The organism is Arthrobacter sp. TmtSoilC79, from assembly GCF_059739405.1.
This window is the reverse complement of record NZ_AP046051.1, coordinates 809,618-833,540: the sequence shown is the minus strand read 5'-3', so window position 1 is coordinate 833,540 and position 23,923 is coordinate 809,618. Positions and strand designations below refer to the sequence as shown.

Genomic DNA, 23,923 nt, shown 5'->3' with positions numbered 1-23,923 from the left:
GTGAAGAGATTGAGCAAGAACGCCCAGGCCTTCGCCGGTTCTGCTTTCGCTGCACTATTCCGGGCCATCAAAGTAGTTCGTCCCAACAGGCCCAACCACCCCGAAGGGGTCCATCTTGTGGGGACCCTGGAGAGGGACGGACTTCCGCTCCGGGCATCGGGAATCCCGTGGATGGACATGGCCGGAAGCAACCGGGTGGAGGCACGAATTTCACGTTCGCTGGGAATGCCGGGTTCTTTCCCGGACATCATCGGACTGGCTGTCCGCTTCATCGAGCAGGACAAACGGTCCGACCTGCTGCTCGCGAGCACAGGAGCCACGGGACTTGGCCGCTTTATCCTCCGGCTCCGACGGGATGCCGCATCAGCAGTTTTCACCACGATGATGCCCTACAAATCAGAGGCGGGCCCTGTGCTGATAGCGGCAAGGACCATCGAAGGACCGCCACAGCTGCCGGCCGAACCACGCGCGTTCCGCTCGCATCTTGGCCAACATCCTTGGATCCTCGAACTCCATCATGCAAGCCCGTTGGGACCGTGGACCAGGTTTGGAACGTTGACTCTCGCCCTGGCTGATATCCACGGCAGTGACACTGCCGAAAGATTTGATCCGGTCCTGAACCCGCTTCCAACAGCCGGGACCTACGGCTGGACCAAGCGACTCCGTGAACCTTCCTACGCCGTGGCCCGACGCCGCGTCCAGGACCGTGAGCTTCCTGACCCTCTTTGCCGCCTCAGGACCGGCTATTCAACCCTCCCAGGTTGGAAACCAGGGGTCTGACCGGCAAACAAGGTCAGGGAGCCACACCCGTTGCTTTGCTCTTCTCCCCCGCAGCCTCGAATTCGTCCAGCCGTCTCAATGCCCCTGCCACAACTGCCTCCCGGTTGGCATGAAGCCAAGCCGCCGCGCCTGCCTCGTCGCTGAACAACCCATCGTCCTGGGCGTCCCGGCTCTGCTCAATAACAAAGTGCCACAGTCTCCCGCGCGGAATGTCCGCCTCAGCCAAGGCGGCCCCCTTCAACAGAGTGGTCCCTGCAACAGGATCCTTGCCCAGCCGCTCAGCTTTTGCCAGCCAAGTGGGCAGATGGTTGACGCCCTGACGTGCGCCCGGCCCGCGGCCTGCTTTGTCGGCTTCCACCAGGCGCGCCCAGTCCTTGATGGACGGACCACCGTTGGATTGGTTCAGGCGCCGTACCAGCCTCCGGACCGCCGAATCACTGATGACACCTTGGGGACCTTCAGGAGTGTGGCACATGTGCTCCCGGATGAGAGGCAGGATCTTGTCCTCGTATCGGCCAGGCGCTCCGATCCGGCGCAGGAAACTCCGGGCGGGCTCAACCCCTGTGACGTTGTGTCCGTTGGAAGTGATCCGGCCGTTCGAATCGATGGTGGTAGAGACAGCCTTGCCGAAGTCATGGGTGATGGCGGCCAGTACCAAGGCTGCGGTTTCATCGGCGCCCAGATTGTCGCGCCGCGCGATCCGGGCTGCTTGGTCGCCGGCTAAACCGAGGTGGATGTTCACATCACCTTCCGGATGCCATTCCGGGTCTTGTGGAACGCCCCTTATCGCAGCCAGTTCCGGGAAATGCTCTTCCCAACCGGACATGAAAAGCGTTTCCAGCGCCTCAGAGATATAGACGCCTTTCGAGGCCAGCTTGTAAAACTCCCCCCAAATCCGAGTCCTCGGCAGGTCCGGGAAGGCCGGAAAGAGGCTGCGGCACAGCTGCGCTGTCTCCGGAACCAGCCGGAACCCAAAACGGCCACTGAACTGCATGGCCCGGAGAACTCTCAGCGGATCATCGCTAAAAGCCGGGCTCGTGTGGCGAAGGATTCCCGCTGCCAGGTCGACCTGTCCCCCGAACGGGTCCACAACGGTCCCGCTCCTGTCATCCCAGCCCATGGCATTGATGGTGAAGTCCCGCCGGGAGAAGGCCTCGGTCCCGGATTCCTGGCGCGGCAATGAGACATCAAAAACCTGGCCGTTCACAGTGGCCGAAACGATCCCGAACTGCTGCCCTACTTCCATGACGTATCCAGGCAATGCCGCTGACACCTGGGCAGTGGTCAGCCCATAGACCTCAATGTCGATGTCTTTTGAGTCCACCAGCACACCGCTGGCACGGGAGAGCAACGCGTCCCGGACGGAGCCTCCAACAATGAGGGGGCGACCACCGGCGGCACGAAGGGAATCGAGAACCCGCCGGGCTTCGGGGGTGAGATTGATGAGGCCAGGGATGTCCACAGTATTCATTCTTCGAGGGCCCGCACAACAATGCCAAGACGAAGCCAGGCTCTATGCAGGGAGGCGGGATTGGGAAGCGCGGTGCCGTCAAAGTCACGCAGCGGAGAGTGCGCGCTAAGCTGCAGTTCATCCAACAGCTTGCTTGAGTGATAGCCCCCATGCCGGTACAAGAACGTGATATCCCGTACCAAGGCAGGGTTGCTTGCCGGCAAGGCGCTGTGTCCGTAAACAGCGGTCCGCTCCAACCAGCCGTTCAGAACCTCGATTCCCGGAAAATTCGGGTTGAACGGCTCGGTGACCGGCACCCCTGCGGGCTCCCCTGATACCTCGCTGCGTAGAAAGCTGGAAGGATCCAGCTTGTCCAGGCCGGGCATGAACCGCTGCTTCAAACGATCCGGCAAAAGTACTTCGGCTGGCCGGAATTCGCAGGCCAGCAAGTAGGTCCGCCCGGATTCTTTTCGAGTCACGGCCCGAAGATGAATGCCGGGGTTGAGTCCCAGCAATCTAAAAGACTCGACGGCACCCAGAGCCTCCGCTGCAGGCAACGGGTGGAGGATGCGCTGGCCCCGAGGCGTGGCAATGACAAGCTGGCCGTCCTTGGTGCCAATGGTTTCCCCTTCCAGGAATTGATCCGGAGGCACGTCCCCCGGTTCACCCTGCCCCGGATGACCAGCAGTGTCCCGGAACCACCAATCCGGCCATCTTTCGCCGGGAAGGGCAATGGCTTGTACCTTCGCACCAGCGCCGAGTCTGCCGGACCGGGAGGCCGTGGCATTGGATACCTGGAGGCCGCCCCGGCACAGATCCTGCTGCGGAACGGAGATACGCCCCAGGTCAGGAGCCTGCGCATAGCTTGACCTGGTTGCGGATCGAGCATCAGCCAGTTCGGTGAAGCCGGAGCGGTTTTGTATGAACTTTGAAACTGACCAGCTACCCCCATCTCCGCTGCGTAGGTGCGTCACGCATCCGTTGTAGCCCCCCGCTGAGATGATGGGCTCACAGTAGACCCCCTGCAGTTTCATGGCAGGGACATCCCGCTGTGTTTGCCGGGCCGTACCAAGCAGCGTCGGAGACACCGTCGCTTGCGAATGAGAGCGTGCCAGGAGGTGCAAGGCTAGGCTGAAGTCGAGGAGTGCGTGCATCCGGCGGTCCCGGCGTGTCTCCATCTCAGCGTGTTGGGGCAGGCTTCGTGCCAACATGGCGCCATGGCGTCCCAACCGATGCAATCCGGTGGCCCGGGAACGGTGAACCAACTTCAACACGGCCGCATAATTCAAGGCATCGGAGCGGTCGAGCCCTGAGTACAGCAGGCGACTTGCCAACAGTGAACCTTCAGCGACTATCGCTTCCTGGGCAGCACTCAATACGGATGGCGCCGCGGACAGCCCCGCGCCTTGGGCTTCGAGGACGACCAATGCAGGACCGGCTAAGTCGACAGGGGTCTCGCCGGCTGTACGGCAAACACTCAAGAATGACGCCAGATGCAGGCATTTCGGAGCCAGCAAGCAGTCGCACGTGACATCACTGAGGGATGCAATCACCTTGGATGCAAACCGCACACTGGCCGCCCCCATGACCGCGCAACCCTCCGTCACGATCCAAGCGCCAGTGTCCACACCGCCGTCGAGCTTCTTACGCAAGCGGACCGGCAATGCTTCCAAAACCTCGGCCACCAGCCCGGGCTCCGCAGCGGGAAGCAACAACCGCAACCCGCCCGGATCCTTGGCTGTCAAGATCGCACCATATCGCCCACCCACTGGGCGAGTTCCTGCGGTGAAACAGCGGCCACCGGCATTCCGGCGGCCACCAACCTCCGCGCAACAGCGGCGTTGTACGCGCCTTTCCCTGCGGCATTAAGGGCAGCGCAGCCCAAGAGTTTCACTCCCGAGCTGTGGAGTTCAGCGGCGCACTGGACGAGCGCCGACACCGATCCGCCCTCTTCGAAGTCGCTGATAACTGCCAAGAGAGTGCGTTGGGGCGATGTGACGATACTCTGTGCATAGGCCAAGGCCCCCGCGATATTAGTCCCGCCACCCACCTGGATCTCCAGCAAAAGAGTGAGCGGGTCCACCGCATGACGGGACAGGTCCGCGATTCGGGTGGAAAACGTCACGAACGACACCTCGAGGCAGTTCACTCCCGTGAGAATGGCGGCCGTCAAAGCCGCGAAAACTGTACTGGCTTCCATGGACCCTGAAACATCCACCAGCACAATGACATGCCATTGGGAGCTCTTGCCGGCCGGAGTCCTGAAGACCGGACGATCAGGGAGGAGGCGCCAGCTGGTCTTTGGAACGCCGTCCGGTCCTGTTGTTTCCACGGCGGTGGCGGTTTTCAGGTTGGCCAGAATGGTTCGATGCAGGTCAATAACCGGCGTCTTCCGGAATGTTGGACGTGCCAGTGAGATGCCAATCAGGCTCGGCTGAAGATCGGACTCCAGCTCTTTGGACAGCTCCTCCACCATGCGTGCAACGAGACGTCGGGCGCCGGTCACACGGCTTTCAGGCAGAGCACCCACCAATGCGAGGATGTTGGACAACAGTTCCACAGAAGGTCGCGTCGTCTCGGGGTCCAGCTGGAGCAATGCCTCCGACCGACCGCGGGTTGCTGCTTCGGCCAGGACTTCTTCCCGAATGGCCGGCCCAAACAGCTCATCAATATCAGCTGCCCACTCACGCGCACCGGGATAGGGAAGGTCATCGCCCCCGGATGGGGTATTCATCCGGTCTTCCCAAGACCCCTCGCCTGCACCGCTTCCATAGAGCTCGTCCAGCGTCCGGGCGTACCTGCGGGAGATTTCAGGCATTCCGGCCGTGTCCCTCCCCAACAAGAGCCGCCAACGGTCAACCGGTGCCAGGGCACGGGATAATCCGAGCCGCTCCAATTCAGCGCAGGCACGTTCATCTGCGGAGGCCCATGCCAGCAACGTGTTTGCGTCAACAGCTAATTTTCCAGCGTCCTGGTCAGCGCCGATGACCGATTCAAGGATGCGTTGGCGGACTGCCGGGGACAAGGTATCAAACCCTCCGCGCATTGCGGGGGCCCTGTCCAGAAAATCCCGATCGGGAAACTCTTCGATCTGATCCATGAATCCTTTGAGGACGTCCGAACCGATTTCGAGCAGTTCGCCGGCAGCCAAGCAGAACCCGGAGAGCCTTGCTTTCAACCCCGCCCGCTGTTCCGGGTTACCTGCAGCCCACACCCAGGCCGAGAGCTGCGAGCGGAGCCAAGCCGAAGTGCGTTGGTCTCTCCGGGTCAACAACGCAGCGGCCGTTCCTTGCATGAGGGGTGACCCGTCAACCAGCATGCCCGCCAAAGCGACCACCATCCGCTCCGGCAGCCGATTCAGGGTACCCACCAACGAGATCAAAGCCTCGGCGTCCGCAAGTGCATCGCTTCCCGTGAGGGCTTCCACTTGCTGCATGGCAGCCCCCAGCAGCTCCGCCTCCACTTCGGCCATCCTTGCTGCAAGTTGCCGTTCCGGAGAAAAGACGGCCACCTCTCCCTGCCGAATGCCGGCCAGCAACGAATGTCCCGCCATGATGTGGGTGAGACTGCCCGATTCAGGAAGCTGTGCCGCCATCACGTCCAAATAGCTTTCGAAGACGGCCGGAAGGTCTGAATGAGCACACTCACCTGCACCAGCCACCACCGCCGCGATTCCTTGGCTGTCTTGATCCGACTCGCAATAGCGACGTAGTGCTGCCGACGCCCGGCCCGCAGCAGCTTGTTTCAGGGTGACTCCCAGGAGTGCTGCCTGTTCAACAGTGGCGGCGGTTGCGGCAGAGTACGCCACCTCCCAGCGATGGGTAAGGGCCGGAAATCCGCCGACGCCCGATACTTGCTGTTGGGTGCCGTAGGCGATCCCTGCAACATGGAGGCGGGCCAGAAATTTCTGGCGGTGCCAGTCGAGTGCCGGCTTTCCCGAGTCCAGGGTTCTGTAAGGGTCCAGGTCAAGAACACGCACCTGGCCTCCCAGCGTCTCCTTGGACGGAAGTCTCAGACGCTGGAAATCCGAGTCCAGGGCCGCGGCCAGACCTGACACAGGGGTATTCGGGGCAACTGCCCCGCGACGCTCACCCACCAACAATTGCTCTGCAACGCGTGCCACTGCGCGGCCCTTGCCCAGGACATCGCCCTGGGCGAAGACCGTGACGAACGCTTCGAGGAGCTCAGTCCGTCCCGGCGCCCGCTTCCCCCGGAGGGACGCAAGGTCCGCGGCCAGCCGTACTGCTTCACGCGATTCGCCGGGGCCCGCAGGATGGCCGAGTGCGCGCAATTCACGGGCCATACGCGTGCTCAACGCTGTAACCAGCTGGATCAGGCCGTCGGGTTGCAGACCACATTCAAAAGCACTTTGCTGCCATTCGGGGTCACTGATACCCGCCGGGTAGCCGGACCTTTCATCAAGTTGCGCAAACGCATAGGGGACCAGTGAGCAGACGACCGGCTTGGAGGTTTCCCTGGTGTCTGCCTCCCAGCCAGCTTCCGTCTGCTGCTGGGACTGCGGCGCTTGCAGCAGGGCTGCTGCATGGAAGGACCCGACGACGGCCGCCACCCTTGGTGGCTCGCCTTTCGTTATGGGCGGGGCCGCCAAAACCTCGGCTAGTGTCCGGCGCATATGGGACTCGCGGTAGAGGTCGTGATGTGGAATGCCGTCCACGGACTCCTGGGCTTGTGCACGGAAGGCCCAGCCCGCCGCCAGCCCGGCCCTGCGCAACTGCTCCGCTTCGGCTCCGCTCGCCCTGCCCTCCACCAAGGTGTCCCACAAGCCAGCAGGGAGCTGGATTCCCGCCCGCTCTGCCAAGGTGTCCCGTTTTTTCTCAGGTTCACCGTCGGGCGCATGTACCTCTTGGGTTTCCCGCGCGTAGGTTGTCATGGGCGCATCACAGCAAATGACTCGAACCCCTTGCTTGGCTGCCCACCGCATGGCGGCAAGCTCCGGGCTGAAATCAGCGAAGGGGTAGAGGCTGACGTGTCCATACCTGCTGACCCCGGCAAAAGCTATGGGCGCCATGGTTTCTTCAGATGCAATATATTCAAGCCAGGGCTGTGCGTCCTGAGGTAGTTCCAGCAAGAGAACGTCCGGTCCAAAGTCCTCCAGCAGCCGGGGGATCACTGAGGCCAGGGCGGCCGAATGATGGCGGACGCCAATCAGAAAGGGCATCGTGGAACTGCACAGCAAGTCCACGGTTGCCGCAATGTGCTTCGAGCCCTCCGAGCCCTCCACAACCCCGGCCGGGGAGTCACTGGTGAAGCTGGTCACGGAGCTCCCAGATCCTGGCCCACGTGCGGGTTCCCGCTTGGGCTCGGCGCTTGACGGTGGAATCCCAATACGCCAGTAGCCGGGCCGCATCCTTGTCGTCATCTTTCCTGACCACTCCCAGCAGATGCCCGGGCACGAGGTCCAAAAGGTCCTTCCGGGAGCCAAAATAGGCGCCGGTCAAGGCGATTGATGTCGAGACAGAAACAGCTTCCGCCGTGGACAGCACAGTGGATGGTCTTTCAACCGGCCATCCTTCCACGCTGATTCCACTCCGCATGTCCCTGAAGGCCGTAACCAGCGCTTCTATGACAACTTTGTCCACCTGTCGTGGGGCACCACATCGTTCCAGGGCAGAGACCGTTTGTCGCGTTACCAGCGCAATCTCATCCTCCAAGGCGGCGATGGGCCGGATCACCTCAAAGTTGAAGCGGCGTTTGAGGGCCGCGCTCATATCGCTAACACCGCGGTCCCTAAGGTTCGCTGTGCCGATCAGGGCAAACCCCGGCGCCGCATGTACGGCTTCGCCGAGTTCAGGCACAAAGATCCTGCGGTCACTGAGAATGGACACCATGGCATCCTGAACCTCTGACAAGCATCGGGTGATCTCTTCGATCCGGGCAACTTTTCCTTCCCGCATTGCAGTCATGACCGGACTCGGCACCAGGGCCGAAGGGGTTGGACCATGAGCCAGCAGCAGTGCATAGTTCCAGCCATAGCGCAGCTGGTCTTCAGTGGTGCCCGCCGTTCCCTGGACAGTCAATTGTGATGTCGCGGAGATCGCCGCTGACAAAAGTTCGGACAGCATGGATTTGGCAGTGCCCGGCTCCCCTACCAGCATCAAGCCCCGCTCACCCGCCAGTGTGACCACGGCACGTTCGACGACGGCGTGGTCACCAACGTACTTTGGCGCGATGGAAAGGCGCCCGGGTAAGGTTCCGGATCCTGAACCTCTGGGTAGCTTAAGCTCCCCTTGGCTACCCGTCACGAAGGTCACCACACTGCGGGGGGTGAGCGCCCAACCCGGCGGCCTGGGACCGTCGTCGTACGCTGCCAGGAAGGCGAGCTCGTCAGCGTGTGCTTCCTCTGGAAGCGTCGCCTGCCTCTGCGGAACTCCCGCTCCCTCGGTTGTTACAGTGGTCATCGTTTCCCGCCTGTAGTCAGTTCTTCAAGAGCCGGCTGGTCCCCGGAGGTGTACCTTGCCCAAGCCCTCTCGAAGAGTGCCGAAACGTGCATTCGCGGCAGCAGGACCCCCAGCGGCAGATGCGGACGGTCCATGGGTTTAATGCCGAACATCGGCGCTTTCCAACCTTCCACGGGCAAATCAACATCGTTGATCTTGATCCAGGCTCCCGGGAGGAACAATTCCCTACCGGCCCTGGGTCGTTTAGCCGTCAGCACCAATGCTTTGTCTACCAGTTCTGCTCCTGCTTTTCGGTAGGCAGCCAACGTCCACCCGTTCCACTCGCGCACATTTTTGGTGCTCGGGTCGTGCAGAGCGAGCAACTGCAGGAAGAGCCTTCCAGCATCAGTACTCAGCCCCAGTTCCGCGCAAGCCTTCTCCAATACCTCCGGCGCACCTACCGCCGGGTCCTGCAGGAACCCGGTTGCGTTCTCGCTACCGAGGCGATGGATCAGATCATCGAGGTCGTCGGACAGCAGGGTGACCAACTGGCCAACCGCCGGTCTCACGTAGACACCGGGAGAAATGCTGGTTCCTTGGTCCGCATCAAGCCACGCCTGCAGTACGCCCACATGCTCCCTGGTTAGCGCTGCGGGCGCAGCGGAGACGGAGTCCCTGCTTTCGTACCAGTGGTCCGGGACGTACTCAACCTTGAAGGGGCCCACCGTGTCCACACGGGCCTCTCCGCCAACGGGAAGGGCGAGGGTGCGCCTCAGCGCTCCCTTGACGTCGTGCGCGAGTTCTTCCATTCCAGCGCTCCGGGCAACACTCTCCCGGACCGCTTCCCAAGAGCCTGCGAGCGTGCCGCGAATCGGGTGCCCGGCCGGCAACCGATAGGACAACCACAGCAGCGGGCCCACGTGGTCTTTACCCATGACGTCCAGCCGCTCCCGCGAATCACTCCGCAGGGCTTCCATGACGCCCTTGAGCATCGGCTTTACCCCACGCAAGTCAGAAGCGGCTTTGGCCGCCAGATCCTGATCCCACGCCATCTGCCCGCCAAAATGCTTGTTGTATTCCTGTGCGAGCCGTTCGACAGCCGGGCCGTTCAAGCGACAGCTCGACATATCCAAGGGCAGTGCAGCGGACAGCAGGGTGCGCTTAATGCCCAGCGGTACGTCCGCAAACAGCGCGGCCGTCGTCTTCGCATCGGCTGCAGAGATTCGCTGGGTGGGATCCTCACTGTTGGATACGGCAAAATCCCACCATCCACTCAGCAGAACCATGCATGACGCCTCAGGGAGACCGGTGAGACCAGCCAACGCGTCAACGTTTGCCCGGCTGATGGTGAAGGTAAAGCCGCTCTTCAGCAGTGAGATGGCTTCCTCCAGAGCAGCAGAGGACATGGGTTCCGGGCCTGCGGGGGTCGGATGAAGAATCCAGTCGGGCGGCAGCTCAGTTCCTCCGATTTGGACAGCCCAGTAAACCCAGTGGGAGGAGGCATCCGTTTCCCATGCAGCGGAGCCTAGGGGCACAGTGACCGTAGAACCGGCCGCCATGATTTTTGGGCGTTTGTTGTACACATTAGGCCAGCTGAACCGAACCAGGCGGTCCGGACGATCGTCCCCAATGAAGCCGCTTCGGAGCAAGCCTTCCACCAGCGCTAGAATCCGTTGGCGCGTGGACGGCGGACACATGGGTGAGGCGGCCCTATAAATAAGTGCTTGAGGGCTGGACAGGAACGACGGCCACACTCCCGACCGGCCTTTGGAGGAAACAGCTGTCTCCACCTCGGTCACGGCTTCCTCCGGGGTGAGGGCCGGGGCGCTGCCCTTGGTGAAGGCCCGGAAGAGGCGTTTCTTCGAATCCTTTGCCCCGAGCATTTCGTTCAGGGCGTCAATCCGGTGGCCCAGAGTTTTCACGTTGTCCAGGGTCACGGCCATGTTTGCATCGCGATGGTCGTACCATCCGCCGACAAGGCCAGCCGACCACATGTCATCGGCCGTGTCCAATGGTGACGTTTCAGCTGGTGGCTGCTCCGAGTCTGTGTCGAGGGCAGGCTCAGTCTCCACCTCCGTAACCGTGGCGGAGGACGCCACCAACGAAGGCGTTTGCTTGGCTAAATTTCGGAGCCCTCTGAGAAGGCCGTCCAACAGTTTGCCTCCCCGCGCGATTCCTATCACCCCTTCCACCAGCTGCCCGTGGGCCTTGGGGATGAGGAACCCAACCGCTTTCTGCTCGGCTTTTGATGTCGCGGCACCCCGTTCCGCTTCAGCCGATTCGAGCAGAAGCCGGGCCTGGGCCGGCGTGGTTTCACGCAGGCGGAGGCTACCCGCGTTGTCCCTGACTTTCAGGAAGTGCTGGATGATGCCGGAAACGGATGCCTTGGTCCCCCGCCTAAAATCGACCATGGAATCGTGCTCCGTATGCGCCTGGACATGTGCGCCGTCCAAACTGTGGAGCGCGTTGCCCATGATGACCATGGCTGCACCACCGGGAAGGGTGGCAATGGCCGCGTTGGAGCCGCCAAAGCGGGCCGTTACAGGGATGGCCCCGCTGACGCCGTCTATTCGTTCCATGTGCAGCGTGTTCCCTTCCACCCACGCCCGCTGGCCCTTAAGCCCATCGCGGTAACCAAAGGGCGAGTCTTTGAAGTCCTCCGGGGCTGGGAACATTTCGCACATTGCCCGTACGGGCCGTCGATCCTCGAGTGACACTGCAGGAGCCATGAAGTCGGGGTATGAACTACGGCCCAGGCGTCCCGTGGATGGATCATACTCAACCCATTTCGTGGGTGGGTCGTAAGCGTTATGGAAACTAATTTCCGGCTTGGCAAGCCAATAATGCTTGCCATCGCTTAGTAATGACCCTTCGTTCGTGGTCGGCGCCCGGCGTGTACCCGCCTCGAAGGGTTTTCCGCCATACAGCCTGCCACCCTGCGGTGCCTCGAGGCTGGGGATGGCGGCGTTCCTCAACCCCCAGTATGCGTCCGAGGACATCTCGAAAGTTTCCTGCTGTTTGGATAGCCAGTAACCCACGAAGACGGCGGGATAGCTATCAGTGGGCCAAATAACCTGGACATCTCCGTCAACATACTGCACCCTGACCTGGGCCCACGTGCTCACGGGATATTTCTTTGGAATGGAATAGACATGGTCCGCCACTACGCCATGCGTACCGAGGACAACCGCCCTCTGCTGGTTGCTGACGATGACGTAGGGCCAGGACTCCTGAAAAGTAACGCCACTGAGGTGCAGTCCCAGGCACTTTGGGTCCTGACACTTGGTCCTGAAGGTATCCACCACTTGGTCGAGGAGATCCCAGCCGAGTTCGTCGTAGATGCCGCTGCGAAGAACCTCGGCCAGTGTGTGGCTCATGTCCGGAACATCAAGACCGCCAATAATGTCCGAGACGATCGGCATCAAAACGTCCAGCTGGAAAAGGCGCAGCGTGTGCCACTTGGTTGCCAGTTCCGCAAGTGTGTCCCCCGGAACGGGCAATGCATCCTCTCCAATCTTTCGCATCGCCAGTCGGATGCCGGGGTGGGCAAGAAAATTCCGCTGTTCAGCGTTGGGGAACGTCCAGTCCTCGGGCTTCTCGTGGCGTCGGAGTTCGTATCTAACACCTTCGCAGAACACCTCGCTCCAGTCCGGATCGGCCAAGAGAAACGTCAGTTCCTGAGTGTTGTTTTCGCGCCGTAGGTACAAAAACAGGTGCATGTAAGAAGTGGGTTTGGCCAGCGGTATTTCGTGTTCCAAGAGGCAATCAAGCACATCGGGATCCGGCAAGTAATACGGTGCCATTGCCAGCACGTCCGCACCACCTTGGCGGCCGCGCTCCGCCAGCTGCCTCCTGATGAGAGGGGCGAGCTCTTGGATAAGGGAGAGCTGCCCGGGAAGGTCGGGGGCCGTGGCGGGGTCGTGTCCCAGGAACCGTTCCAACCACTGGGCAGCATTGATCTCGCCGGATTTTAGAAGGGCGTCAATGTGCGACTCACGGATGAAATCCAGCCACAGACTTTGATCAACATTGTTGGGTATTGTGGCGCCCAAGACAAGGGCGATGTCCCTACGCTCCCGGCATACTTTTGCAAGGCGTTTGATGATGCTCTTCCAAAAGGCGGCCGGTGCCTCCATGGTGGCTGGCAAATGCATCAGCTCAGCCAGAAGCTCGTGCTCGTCAGCCGTACTGTCCCGGCCAGCGGCTTTTGAAAGGGCAATGATGTCCTTGGAAATGCCGGTGTAGGGAGGCAACCCGCCACGAACGCGTTCAACGCTCAGAAGAAGGAAAGCTTCATAGGCTTCCTCCGCAGGCAGTCGACGGGATAGTTTTCGTGACTCTTCGCTCAGCGTTTTGACGCTCAGAGCACCGCCCAAGGCAAATTCCAGGAACACTTCCCTGTTGCGGTCCTCGTCGATTGGCAGGTTATGGGTGTCCTCTGCCTCGCGTGCCTTGCCAAAGAACTGGGCGGCAAGTTTTGCGTTCTGGACGCGGAGATAAATCCGGCCGATCTCTTCCAGGAACGTCGGGAGGAAATGCGGTGCTGATCGGCCCAGGTAGGCAGCGAGTTCCGTGGCATCATCTTTGGCTTGCCCTGGTTTGCTCTTGGCCTTCCGTGCAACCCGCTGCAGGTCCTTCACCAAGGCTAAGGCGTGATGGGAGTTTCCGGGATCGTTCATCATGGCCCAGGCAGGGAACCCGATGCTCCTGCGGCGGCCGTAGAACCCATTCACGGATCCCCTGGGAGCAAGCTGCAGGGTTTCCAAGGCAAGGTCCTCGGCAGCCTGCAGCTTCTCAGGCATGATCCGAACAAAGGGCCTGCCCGGAAGGGCGGGGTGCTCGTAGCTTCGCGCCAGGTATTCCACGGATTCCGGTGAGTGTGACAACGTCACGGCACCGTCCCGAACGAAGGCATCAAGCAGCGTTCCCGGGCTGTCCTGAGTGGTGGGAGCGTTACTCATGCGTCTTCTCCTTCAGCTTCGATCGTGCGGCCGGCACATAGCCCCGCTGCCATTGCCATACCCTCGCTGAAGGCGACGGGTCCTACGCTACCAAGGGGCAGGACGGTATCGCCTTCCTGCCAGAAAAGGGGTCCAGTCTCTGCGGGATACGCCGGGTCTTCGGCGCCGATCCAGACACGGGCATGGACAGTCCGGCCGGATTCGGAAACCGTGAGTTGGCAGAAGCCCCCACGGACCAAGTAACCCAGTGAGCGGGCGCGGGAGGTCAAATGACTGAGCTGCTCGAAGGATGCGTTGGCGTAGTCTCTCACCTCGGTGTCCGCGCCGTCCCTGTTTCCGGAGTCAAAGGTCTCACGCATCAACTGCCGTAGCTTCTGCACGATCCCCAGTTCGGCAGCGAAGTCCCTGTAATCATCGCGCTCTGAACCCAGCAAGACGGGATGAGGGAGAAGAATGTAGGAATAGGGGTGGTATTCGGTTTCACCGTCCAGTGTCACCAAGCCCACGGTGCCATCCGCAGTGGAAACATCCCGTAGGAACCCGCCCTGCGCTCCGGCCACCACAGAGCCGTCCGACGTGCACGGCAGCACTACAGCGTCCCTCAGCCAGACCCGCCAGCTCTCATCCAACCAAAGTTCCCTGACCAGCGTCGTTGCCACGGGTAGTGAGCGGACCATCCAGTCCTGGACTTGCTCACCGCACTCGCGCTGGTGCGTCGCCGTCCACTCCACAAAGGCCCGCAGCCGTAGGGTTGCTTCGTCGTCCTTCAACGCAGCTGGGACAGTCTTGACGATCTTTCCTGCTTTGTTCTGTGCCACGACTTTGCCGTCGGCTACACCGATCTTGTACTCGGTTGATGTATCCAGCCACACCGCTGTCACGCTGCTCCCCCACACTTTTGATGCTTTCTGATCTCTGCGGATTCTTACACACGTCGCCGACATTTCCGGAGGGGTATTCGAATTGGCCCACTTTTGGACCGCGGCTTTCCAAAAATCAACCTTCACAAGTTGTAGACAAGCGCACCGGCGTCGAAAGATGGGCCAGAACGGACAGGGGCCAGTAAAATCTAGGGCTCAAAAGCCACCGGCGCCGCGAACTGGGCCTCGTAGAGCCGTGAGTAGGCCCCACCCGTGGCAAGCAGCTCCGAGTGCGTCCCCTGCTCCACGATCTGCCCAGCTTCCATCACCAGGATGAGGTCGGCGTCCCGGATGGTGGAGAGCCGGTGGGCGATCACAAAGCTGGTCCGGTCCGAGCGCAGGGCGTTCATGGCCTTCTGTACCAGGACCTCGGTGCGGGTGTCCACGGAACTGGTGGCTTCATCCAGGATCAGTACCGAGGGCCGGGACAGGAAAGCCCTGGCAATGGTGAGCAGCTGCTTCTCACCGGCAGAAACGTTGCCGCCTTCGTCGTCCAAAAGGGTGTCGTACCCCTCGGGCAGGGACTTCACGAACCGGTCCACATAGGTCGCCTGCGCCGCTTCAAGGATCTCGTCCTCTGAAGCAGTAGGCCGGCCGTAAGCGATGTTGTCCCGTATGGTCCCGCCGAACAGCCAGGTGTCCTGCAGGACCATGCCCATCCGCGAACGCAGTTCCTGCCGCGAGAGCGAGGCTATGTCCACGCCGTCGAGCGTTATCCGTCCCGAATCCAGTTCATAGAACCGCATCATCAGGTTCACCAAGGTGGTTTTTCCTGCACCCGTAGGTCCAACAATGGCGATGCTCTGCCCCGGTTCAGCCACCAGGCTGAGGTCGGTGATGAGCGGCTTGTCCGGTGAGTAGCGGAAGGACACGTTCTCGAACACGAGCCGCCCACGCGCCGGGCCAGTCCCCGGGACAGGAGCCGGTTCCGGGGATTCTTCGTCCTCGTCAAGCAGGTCGAAAACCCGTTCCGCCGAGGCAACACCGGATTGCAGCATGTTCGCCATGGACCCCAGCTGGGCCAGGGGCATGGTGAACTGCCGCGAGTACTGGATGAAGGCCTGGACATCGCCCAACTGCATGGAGCCGGAGGCAACCTGCAGGCCACCCACCACCGCGATCCCCACATAGACAAGGTTTCCGATGAACGTCATGGCCGGCATGATCAGGCCGCTCACGAACTGTGCCCCGAAGCTTGCCTGGTACAGCTCGCCGTTCTTCGCGCGGAACTTTTCCTGCACTTCGTTTTGCCGTCCGAAGACCTTTACCAGGGCGTGCCCTGTGTAGCTTTCCTCGATCTGGCCGTTCAGTTCGCCGGTGTTCTTCCATTGGGCAACGAACAGTTTCTGGGAGCGCTTGGCTATCAGCAACGTGGTGCCCAGCGTCAACGGAATCGTCACCAAGGCAATCAGTGCCAGCAGCGGCGAGAGGAGGAACATCATCACCAGCACACCAAGAACGGTCAGCAGGGAGGACACCACCTGGCTGATGGATTGCTGGAGGCTTTGGGAGATGTTGTCGACATCGTTGGTCACCCGGCTCAGGAGCTCGCCGCGTTGGATGGAGTCGAAATAGCGCAGGGGCAGTCGATGGATTTTCGCTTCGATCCGCTCCCGCAGACGGTAGACAGTGCGCTGTACGACGCCGTTGAGCACGTAGGCCTGCATCCAGCCGAACGCTGAGGCCAGGACATACAGCGCCAGCGCCCACAGCAGCACCGAGGCGAGGGCGCCAAAGTCGATTCCGACGCCGGGCGTCAGGGTCATGGCGCCCAGCATGTCGGCTTTGCTGTTCTCGCCTGAGGCGCGCAGCCCCGCGATCACCTCGGCTTTGGAAACCCCGGCGGGCAGTTGTTTGGACACGACGCCGGCGAAGATCAGGTTGGTGCCTTCGCCCAGCAGCCTGGGTCCGATCACGGACAAGGACACACTGACCACGGCGAACGCCAGCACCAGGATCAGCCAGAGACGCTCCGGCCGCAGTGTGCCCAGCAAGCGCCGGGCAGAGGCGGAGAAGTTGGAGGCTTTCTCTGCGGGGATGTTCATCCCGGCGAACGGACCACCACGGCCCGGCCCCATGGCCGGACGCTGGGGACCACGGGGGCCGGCTGCCGCGCCGCTCATGCTGCCTCCTCCGCTGCGAGCTGGGATGACACGATTTCCCTGTACGTTTCGGAAGTCTCCAGCAACTCATCGTGCGTTCCACGCCCAACGATCCTGCCGTCGTCGAGCACTAATATCTGGTCCGCGTCCGCGATGCTGGAGACGCGCTGGGCGACGATCACCAGCGTGGCACCGTTGGTGTGGCGTTTGAGCGCCTGCCGGAGCCTGGCGTCAGTGGCGGTGTCGAGGGAGGAGAAGGAGTCGTCAAAGATGTAAAGCTCCGGCTGTTTCACCAGCGCCCGGGCAATGGCGAGCCGCTGCCTCTGGCCGCCGGAAACGTTGGTGCCGCCCTGTGAAATGACAGCGTCCAGGCCGCCTTCCATCTCTTCCACGAAATCCCGGGCCTGGGCTACGGACAGTGCCTGCCACAGTTCGTCCTCGGTGGCGTCAGGTTTGCCGTACTGGAGGTTGCTGCGGACGGTACCCGAGAAAAGGAACGGCCGCTGCGGCACCAGCCCTATGTGGCCCCACAACAGATCAGGATGCAGCTCGCGGACGTCCACGCCATCCATCCGCACGGACCCCGAGGTGGCGTCGAAGAGCCGTGGCATCAGGTTCACGAGCGTGGTTTTCCCAGCCCCCGTGCTGCCGATGATCGCAAGGGTCTGGCCGGCCAGGGCCGTGAAGGACAGGCCGCTCAGCACCGGCTGCTCGGCACCCGGGTAGGCGAATCCGACGTCGCGCATTTCCAGCTCCCCGCGGCGGATACCCCCGGTGACAGGGTTCGACGGCGGCTGGACACTGGACTCGGTCTCCAGCACCTCGCCGATCCGGTCGGCCGAGACAGACGCGCGCGGGATCATTACCGCCATGAACGTGGCCATCATGACCGACATAAGAATCTGCATGAGGTAGCTCAGGAAGGCGATCAAGGTGCCCACCTGCATGGAGCCGTCCTCGATCCTGAACGAGCCGAACCAGATCACCGCCACGGACGAAACGTTCATCACCAGCATGACCACGGGGAACATGAGCGCCATTAAACGTCCGGCCCGGAGCGCAACGTCAGTGACGTCGTCGTTCGCCTTGCCGAACCGGGCGGCCTCCATGTCCTCGCGGACGAAGGCCCGCACCACGCGGATGCCGGTGAGCTGCTCGCGCAGGACACGGTTGACGGCGTCGATCCGTACCTGCATTTTGCGGAACAGCGGCACCATCCGCGTCACGATCAGCCCGACCGCCACCAGCAGCACCGGCACGCACACCGCAATCAGCCACGATAACTGCGCATCCTGCCGCACGGCCATGATCACACCGCCGATGCTCAGCATGGGAGCTGCGACCATCAGTGTGCAGGACATGAGCACCAGTTGCTGCACCTGTTGGACGTCGTTGGTGGACCGGGTAATCAGCGACGGCGCCCCGAACCGGGTGACCTCCTGCTCGGAGAACTCCCCTACCCTGCTGAAGATCGCGTAGCGGAGGTCGCGGCCCATCCCCATGGCAGCCTTCGCGCCGAAGTACACGGCCACCACTGCGCACGCGATCTGCAGCAAGGTGATGAGCAGCATGAGTCCGCCCATGCGCAGGATGTAGTCCGTGTCCCCGGCGGCCACGCCGTTATCAATGATGTCCGCGTTCAGCGTCGGAAGGTACAGCGACGCGATGGACTGCGCCAACTGGAAGACGACGACGGCGATCAGCAACCGCTGGTGCGGCCGCAGGAAACGAACAAGTACCTTCCACAGCATGGAGACTCCGAGCCAAAGCGTAGTGAACCGAAGGCCAGTTTACGTCTGGTTGCTGCGGGCAACTAGAGGATTGCCGGTAAAGTTGCCGCTGGAAATGCACCACGTTGAGTTGGCAAACCAGGAGCCGGCCGGCGGATTATTTTGGGGGTATGGCACATGAAGAAGACCGCAGCATTGGCGCTGGCATTGGTAATCGGCGCAGCGCTGGCAGGATGCTCCGGCGGTTCGCCGGAAGCCACGCAAGCCAAACCCTCTGAAACCGCGACCTCCAGCCCTGCGACCAAGCACACCACGGTTCCGGACATCGCAGGGAAGCCGTTCGCCGACGCCAAGGCTGCCTTGGCAGGAGCCGGGCTGACCATCTCCATCGTGGGACCTGACGGAACTCCCTGGACCACGCTCGAGCCGGGCCAGCAAGTGGCAGCCGTATCGACGGAACCATCTGCAGGCTCCGAGACCGACGCCAAGACGGTCAAACTGTTGGTGGATACGACCGAAGTGGATCAGCAAATCATGAACGATGCCATCGCGGCAGCAGACGGTGCCGTGGACTCCGCCAATACTGCCGCCTCGGAAGCAGCAGCTGCGGCTGAAGCGGCCGCAGCTGCAGCGGCAGCCGCATCAGCCGCGGCAAACGCCGGCAAGTAGCCTGCCTGACGTGGTCGTTGAGGGGTAATGTCAGGGACTCCCTCGCCCCTCCGCCGGCGCTTACCGTCGAAGTAGCCCACAGCCCGAACACCATAGGAGAGCAACCATGGAAAAGCGCACACTCGGCACCGGAGGACTGGAAGTTTCCGCAATCGGCATGGGATGCATGAGCATGACCGGGGGCTACAGCGAACGGCCTGACCGCGCGGAAATGATCTCGTTGATCCGCACGGGCGTGGAGCGTGGCGTGACGTTCTTCGATACCGCCGAGATCTACGGACCCTACGCCAACGAAGAACTCGTCGGTGAAGCCTTGGCCCCGTTCAAGGACCAGGTGGTTATCGCCACAAAGTTCGGCTGGGACATCGATTCCGCCGCACGTAAGCCAAGCGGTAAGGTCACCAGCCGGCCCGAAGTGATCAAGGAAGTAGTCGACGGATCACTGCAACGGCTCGGGGTTGATGCGCTGGACCTCTATTACCAGCACCGCGTAGATCCGGAGGTCCCCATCGAGGACGTTGCCGGCGCAGTCAAGGACCTCGTCGACGCCGGAAAGGTCAAGCATTTCGGCATGTCGGAGGCCGCCGCGGGCACCATCCGCCGCGCCCATGCAGTCCTGCCCGTTGCCGCCGTCCAGAGCGAGTATTCGTTGTGGTGGCGGCGGCCGGAGGAAGAGGTCCTGGACGTCTGCGAAGAACTGGGCATCGGCTTTGTTCCCTTCAGTCCGCTGGGCAAGGGCTTCCTGACCGGAACCATCAACGCCTCCACCAACTTCGACTCCGGCAACGACATCCGCAGCACCATCCCCCGCTTCACCCCTGAGGCCATGCAGAACAACCAGGCCGTGGTGGACCTCCTCACCGGAATCGCTGAAAGAAAGGGCGCGACGCCGGGCCAGATCGCCTTGGCGTGGTTGCTGGCACAGAAACCGTGGATCGTGCCGATTCCAGGCACGCGGAAACTGCACCGCCTGGAAGAGAACCTGGCCGCGGCCGACGTCGAACTTTCGCGGGCGGAGCTGGACGAAATCGAGGCGGCCGCGGCAAAGATCACTGTGGAGGGTGGCCGGTACAACGAGGCCGGCGAACGGATGACCAACCTTTAGCGGACATCAGTCGCGGCGGCACAACCACCGTGCCGGTGTCGTAGCCGGACAGTAGGCTGGAAACGTTCGTGTTGAACCGCATCGAAGGGACTGGGTTTTGGCTTACATCACCGTCGGAAACGAAAACAGCACTGAGATTGAGCTTTACTACGAGGATCATGGAACAGGCCAGGCAGTGGTCTTGATTCACGGCTATCCCTTGGATGGTTCCTCGTGGGAGAAGCAGACGGCCGCACTGCTCGACGCCGGTTACCGCGTCATCACCTACGACCGCCGCGGGTTTGGGAAGTCCAGCCAACCCACCGAGGGATATGACTACGACACCTTCGCCGCGGACCTGAAGACCATCCTGGAAACTCTGGATCTGAACGATGCCGTCCTGGTGGGCTTCTCCATGGGCACAGGTGAAGTTGCCCGGTACCTCGGCACTTACGGCTCGGCCCGTGTTGCCAAGGCCGTGTTCCTGGGTTCGTTGGAGCCGTTCCTGCTGAAGACCGACGACAACCCCGACGGCGTGCCGCAGGATATCTTCGACGGCCTCGCTGAAGCTGTCACCGCAGACCGTTATGCCTTCTTCACGGACTTCTTCAAGAACTTCTACAACACAGACACTTTCCTGGGCACGGACCGCCTCAGCCAGGAGGCCGTGGACGCCAGCTGGAACCTGGCCAGCAAGTCCGGTGCTTTCGCTTCAGTTGCCGCCCAGCCCACATGGCTCACGGACTTCCGCGCCGACATCCCCAAGATCGATGTTCCAGCCTTGATCGTCCACGGCACTGCTGACAACATCCTGCCCATCGACGCCACGGGACGGCGATTCAAGGAGGCCCTGCCCAGCGCCGAATACCAGGAAATCGAGGGCGCACCGCACGGCCTGCTCTGGACCCACGCCGCGGAGATTAACCAAGCACTCCTGGGGTTCCTCAAGAAGTAGGTTTCTTTAGCCGGAGCCTCAGCGCCTTCCTGCTGTGGCGGAGGTATTGGGTTTCCGTGGCGTCGGCGACGCTGCGTTCCATGGCGTGCAGCACGCCGTAGGTGAACGCAGCGCTGCCGATGCCCGGCGCTGAACCCAGGTCAAGCAGCTCCGCCCGGGCCATCACGCTGTCCTGGTGATCACCCAGGATCGACTGGAGCTTGTGCGCGGCAGCCTCCACTTTCGACGCCCGTTTGCCGTAGGTACTTTCCGCTGCCGCAGCGGCAAACCGCAGTTTCTTGGCGGCCTTCCGGACTTCGTGGAAGGCCGCGTCACGTTCAGGCCCGACGGCGGCACCCACCGCTGCGTCATGGCGTTTGCCCAGCCGTTTGGCTGCTTTGTTGACGAGCTTCGCCACGGTTTTCCGCGCTGGTTTCTCCCCAAGGGCTGTTAAGGGGGGATCGGCGATGAAAGCTTCGAGTTCGTCCAGCAGCCGGAAGTACCTGCGGCTGGTCATGTGGTTCCTGACAGCGGCCATGGCCGTGTCCGCCCTGGCAGCCATGCGTTGGTCCAACTCGTCACGCAGTGGCCCCAGGACCAGTTCCTCCGGGAGTTCTTCAAGGTATTTCCTCAAGCGTGCATGCAGGACCTCTATGTCCCGGTAGTGGCCAAGGGTCTTGGCCAGCGATTTCAGCTCGCGCTCACGTTCTTCCACCGCGGCCGTTTCAAACAGGGTGCGGTACGAGTGCAATACCGACCGGAGACGCCGGATCACTGATCGCATCTGATGAACGGAGTCGTCCCGGCCCAACCGCACATGGGCATCCTGGAAAAGAAGGTCTGCCATCTGGGCCTGGAGAAAGCTGATCACCGGAGCAACGGCGGCCTTCCCGTTGCTGTATTCCGTCCCCTCGGTCTCTTTGGCATCCGGCCAGGAACCACCCAGGGCCGTGGCCAGCTTGGAGGTCCGTTCGCTGGGTTTCGCCCCCGCCTCTGCGAGCTGTCCGGTGAGGTTGTCCAGCAAGGAATCATCGGCACCATCCTGGGCGGCCAATTCGACCTCCCACTCCCGCCACTCCATTTCCCGCGGTTCACCGACTGACACGTGGGCGTGCACGTGGTCGTCAACGAAATCGGCCAGTCGACCGCCGTCGGGCCCGTACAGGGCGTAGCTGGTGCGTTCAGTGGTGAGGGTGGCCACCGCCGCCACCGTACCTTCACGCGTATAGGCGAGTATCCGGTCCATCAGCTCGTCCGGGACGGTGTCCGCGTTACCCAATGGCGCGTGGATTTCTGTGCGCTTGCCGGGGCTGAGCGGCAGCTTAAGGTGCCAGCCGGCGTCGTGTCCTCCGGTGCGCCGGCGCAGGGAGATGCCACGCGCAGCCAAGGCAAGGTGGCGGGTATCGAAGTAGATCGCTTTCAGGGTGTGGGTTTCCGGTGCCCCTACGGACGCTACGCCGTCGATGGTGTCGAGTGCAGGCAGCGGGGTGGATGCCTCGGCGTCGAATTTGCGCTCTGCTTCCACTGTGCTGGACGTTGCCATGGCTGTCGGGACTCCCTTCCGGGTAAGCCGGAGGGCCGGCCCGTGATGGTGGCCGGCCCTCCGTGGAGCTGTCTCTTGGTGCTGTATCCAGTGTGAGCCAGTCATCAGCTTGGCGCCAGTGACTTCCCACGCACCGCCGCGGGTACAACCCCGTGCTGGAACCGCGGGCTACAGTCCCGGAGCTACAGTCCCGGAGCGCGGGGCTGGGGTGGTTCAACCGGTCCCTCGCCTGCTGAAGGTGCGGCGAGGTCAGGATCGACGGGAGGAAATTCGGCTGTCACCGCTCCACCGCTGCCAAAAGTTTCCCCCGTGTCATCAACGTCGCCGCCGGATACCGTGCCGCGCCAAGCCCCGGTTTCATGGCCCTGGGCCTCGATGAACTTCTTGAACTTGTCCAGGTCCGCACCAACCCGCAAGCTGTCCGCACCCAGTGCTGAACCTGCTTTTTCGGCGAGGCCTTCGGGTTCCCACACAATTTCAACATTCACCCTGGTACGGCCGGCGTCGAGGGGCTCGAAGCTGACGGTTCCCCCGTTGCGGGGACCGTCAACGCTGGCCCAACTCACCAGGGAATCCGGCACCTGCTCGATGATTTGTGCGTTGTATTCGCGCTTCACACCGCCCACGTTGGTTGAAAAGTGCAGGCCCGTCTCGTCAATTTGCTCTACTGCCTCCACACCATTCATGAACTGGGGGAACGTCTCGAACTGCGTCCACTGGTTGTAGGCGACAGATACGGGGACATCTACTTCAATTGACTTATTGACCGTTGCCATGGTTTTTGCTCCTTCGATCCAGTCTCGGGTGCTCATGCTGTAATGCTGGTGGCGCGCCATCCAGCTGGCTGCTTAACCAGTGGCGCGCCTGTCTTAAGCCCGCCAGCCAAAGCTCTTAGCCGGCGTCGAAACTTTCTTCGTCATCATCGTTGGGCGACTCTTCCTCCGGAAGGTCGTTGCCGCTGCCGTCCGGCAGGTCCCCATCGTTGCCGTCAGGCTGGATGGACTGCTCGGTCAGGTACTGCTCGTCGGTTCCGCCGTATCGGCCTGCGCCGGGCTCTCCCGAGCTGTCGGAATCTTCCGGATCCAGGTGGCTGAGGTTCGGCGCCCCCGTACCTTCTCCCAATGAGGCCTCCTCAATGTCTTCTTCCACGCGGGGCTGTGCTTGGCCTCCGCCGGCTTCCTGCTCTGCGGTGGGGGTGCCGTAGCCTCCCACTTCCTCTTCCGGTGTGGCATTGTGCTGGTCCATGTGAACTGTCCTTTCCCTGAGCGGTGGAACGTGTTTATGGAACACTTCGAACCTATAAGGCCCCTTAGTGGCATGTCCATGCCTTTGACGATAATAGTCAGCAAACT

15 protein-coding genes are annotated in these 23,923 nt (G+C 62.0%); 4 read left to right on the top strand and 11 right to left on the bottom strand.

Translation table 11 applies throughout. The features are described from left to right. Positions 1 to 780, top strand: a complete 780-nt coding sequence (locus AC6JA3_RS04015; RefSeq protein ID WP_238324936.1) for a hypothetical protein — start codon at positions 1 to 3, stop codon at positions 778 to 780. A 13-nt stretch (positions 781 to 793) separates the two neighbouring features. On the opposite strand, the gene AC6JA3_RS04010 is transcribed toward AC6JA3_RS04015, so the two are convergent. From AC6JA3_RS04010 to AC6JA3_RS03975, 8 genes are all read right to left on the bottom strand, one after another. Beyond that, on the bottom strand, positions 794 to 2,242 hold the full coding sequence (locus AC6JA3_RS04010) for a CCA tRNA nucleotidyltransferase (protein WP_051421614.1): 1,449 nt from the start codon (positions 2,240 to 2,242) through the stop codon (positions 794 to 796). Positions 2,243 to 2,247: 5 nt separating this feature from the next. Then, on the bottom strand, positions 2,248 to 3,975 hold the full coding sequence (locus AC6JA3_RS04005; protein ID WP_026541977.1) for a hypothetical protein: 1,728 nt from the start codon (positions 3,973 to 3,975) through the stop codon (positions 2,248 to 2,250). Then, complete coding sequence (locus AC6JA3_RS04000; RefSeq protein WP_162150855.1) at positions 3,972 to 7,508, bottom strand: DUF5682 family protein; 3,537 nt, start codon at positions 7,506 to 7,508, stop codon at positions 3,972 to 3,974. The genes AC6JA3_RS04005 and AC6JA3_RS04000 overlap by 4 nt, the downstream gene beginning before the upstream one ends. Further along, complete coding sequence (locus tag AC6JA3_RS03995) at positions 7,489 to 8,649, bottom strand: ATP-binding protein (RefSeq protein ID WP_026541979.1); 1,161 nt, start codon at positions 8,647 to 8,649, stop codon at positions 7,489 to 7,491. The genes AC6JA3_RS04000 and AC6JA3_RS03995 overlap by 20 nt, the downstream gene beginning before the upstream one ends. Continuing rightward, positions 8,646 to 13,589 (bottom strand): hypothetical protein, encoded by a 4,944-nt coding sequence (locus tag AC6JA3_RS03990; RefSeq protein ID WP_026541980.1) that lies wholly within the window; start codon positions 13,587 to 13,589, stop codon positions 8,646 to 8,648. Before AC6JA3_RS03990 ends, AC6JA3_RS03995 begins: the two co-directional genes overlap by 4 nt. Beyond that, entirely contained in the window at positions 13,586 to 14,470 is an 885-nt protein-coding gene (locus tag AC6JA3_RS03985) for a DUF4132 domain-containing protein (RefSeq protein WP_497919905.1), read from the bottom strand. Before AC6JA3_RS03985 ends, AC6JA3_RS03990 begins: the two co-directional genes overlap by 4 nt. A 188-nt stretch (positions 14,471 to 14,658) precedes the next feature. After that, on the bottom strand, positions 14,659 to 16,632 hold the full coding sequence (locus AC6JA3_RS03980; RefSeq protein WP_347782634.1) for an ABC transporter ATP-binding protein: 1,974 nt from the start codon (positions 16,630 to 16,632) through the stop codon (positions 14,659 to 14,661). Then, complete coding sequence (locus AC6JA3_RS03975; RefSeq protein ID WP_026546950.1) at positions 16,629 to 18,362, bottom strand: ABC transporter ATP-binding protein; 1,734 nt, start codon at positions 18,360 to 18,362, stop codon at positions 16,629 to 16,631. Before AC6JA3_RS03975 ends, AC6JA3_RS03980 begins: the two co-directional genes overlap by 4 nt. A 156-nt stretch (positions 18,363 to 18,518) precedes the next feature. On the opposite strand from AC6JA3_RS03975, the gene AC6JA3_RS03970 reads away from it, so the two are divergent. From AC6JA3_RS03970 to AC6JA3_RS03960, 3 genes are all read left to right on the top strand, one after another. Beyond that, positions 18,519 to 19,010 (top strand): PASTA domain-containing protein, encoded by a 492-nt coding sequence (locus AC6JA3_RS03970; RefSeq protein ID WP_347782633.1) that lies wholly within the window; start codon positions 18,519 to 18,521, stop codon positions 19,008 to 19,010. Between the two features lie 106 nt (positions 19,011 to 19,116). Then, on the top strand, positions 19,117 to 20,115 hold the full coding sequence (locus tag AC6JA3_RS03965) for an aldo/keto reductase (RefSeq protein ID WP_026546952.1): 999 nt from the start codon (positions 19,117 to 19,119) through the stop codon (positions 20,113 to 20,115). A 97-nt stretch (positions 20,116 to 20,212) separates the two neighbouring features. Continuing rightward, entirely contained in the window at positions 20,213 to 21,049 is an 837-nt protein-coding gene (locus tag AC6JA3_RS03960) for an alpha/beta fold hydrolase (RefSeq protein ID WP_347782632.1), read from the top strand. Here the strand turns inward: AC6JA3_RS03960 and AC6JA3_RS03955 are convergent. The 3 genes from AC6JA3_RS03955 to AC6JA3_RS03945 form a co-directional block, all read right to left on the bottom strand. Then, positions 21,039 to 22,571: a CYTH and CHAD domain-containing protein gene (locus tag AC6JA3_RS03955; RefSeq protein WP_347782631.1), complete on the bottom strand. Its 1,533-nt coding sequence runs from the start codon at positions 22,569 to 22,571 to the stop codon at positions 21,039 to 21,041. The two genes, AC6JA3_RS03960 and AC6JA3_RS03955, sit on opposite strands and share 11 nt — an antisense overlap. A 182-nt stretch (positions 22,572 to 22,753) precedes the next feature. Further along, a complete protein-coding gene (locus AC6JA3_RS03950) occupies positions 22,754 to 23,383 on the bottom strand; it encodes an SRPBCC family protein (RefSeq protein WP_223943730.1) in 630 nt (209 codons plus the stop codon). Positions 23,384 to 23,462: 79 nt separating this feature from the next. Next, a complete protein-coding gene (locus tag AC6JA3_RS03945; protein WP_026541989.1) occupies positions 23,463 to 23,816 on the bottom strand; it encodes a hypothetical protein in 354 nt (117 codons plus the stop codon). Between the last annotated feature and the right edge of the window lie 107 nt (positions 23,817 to 23,923).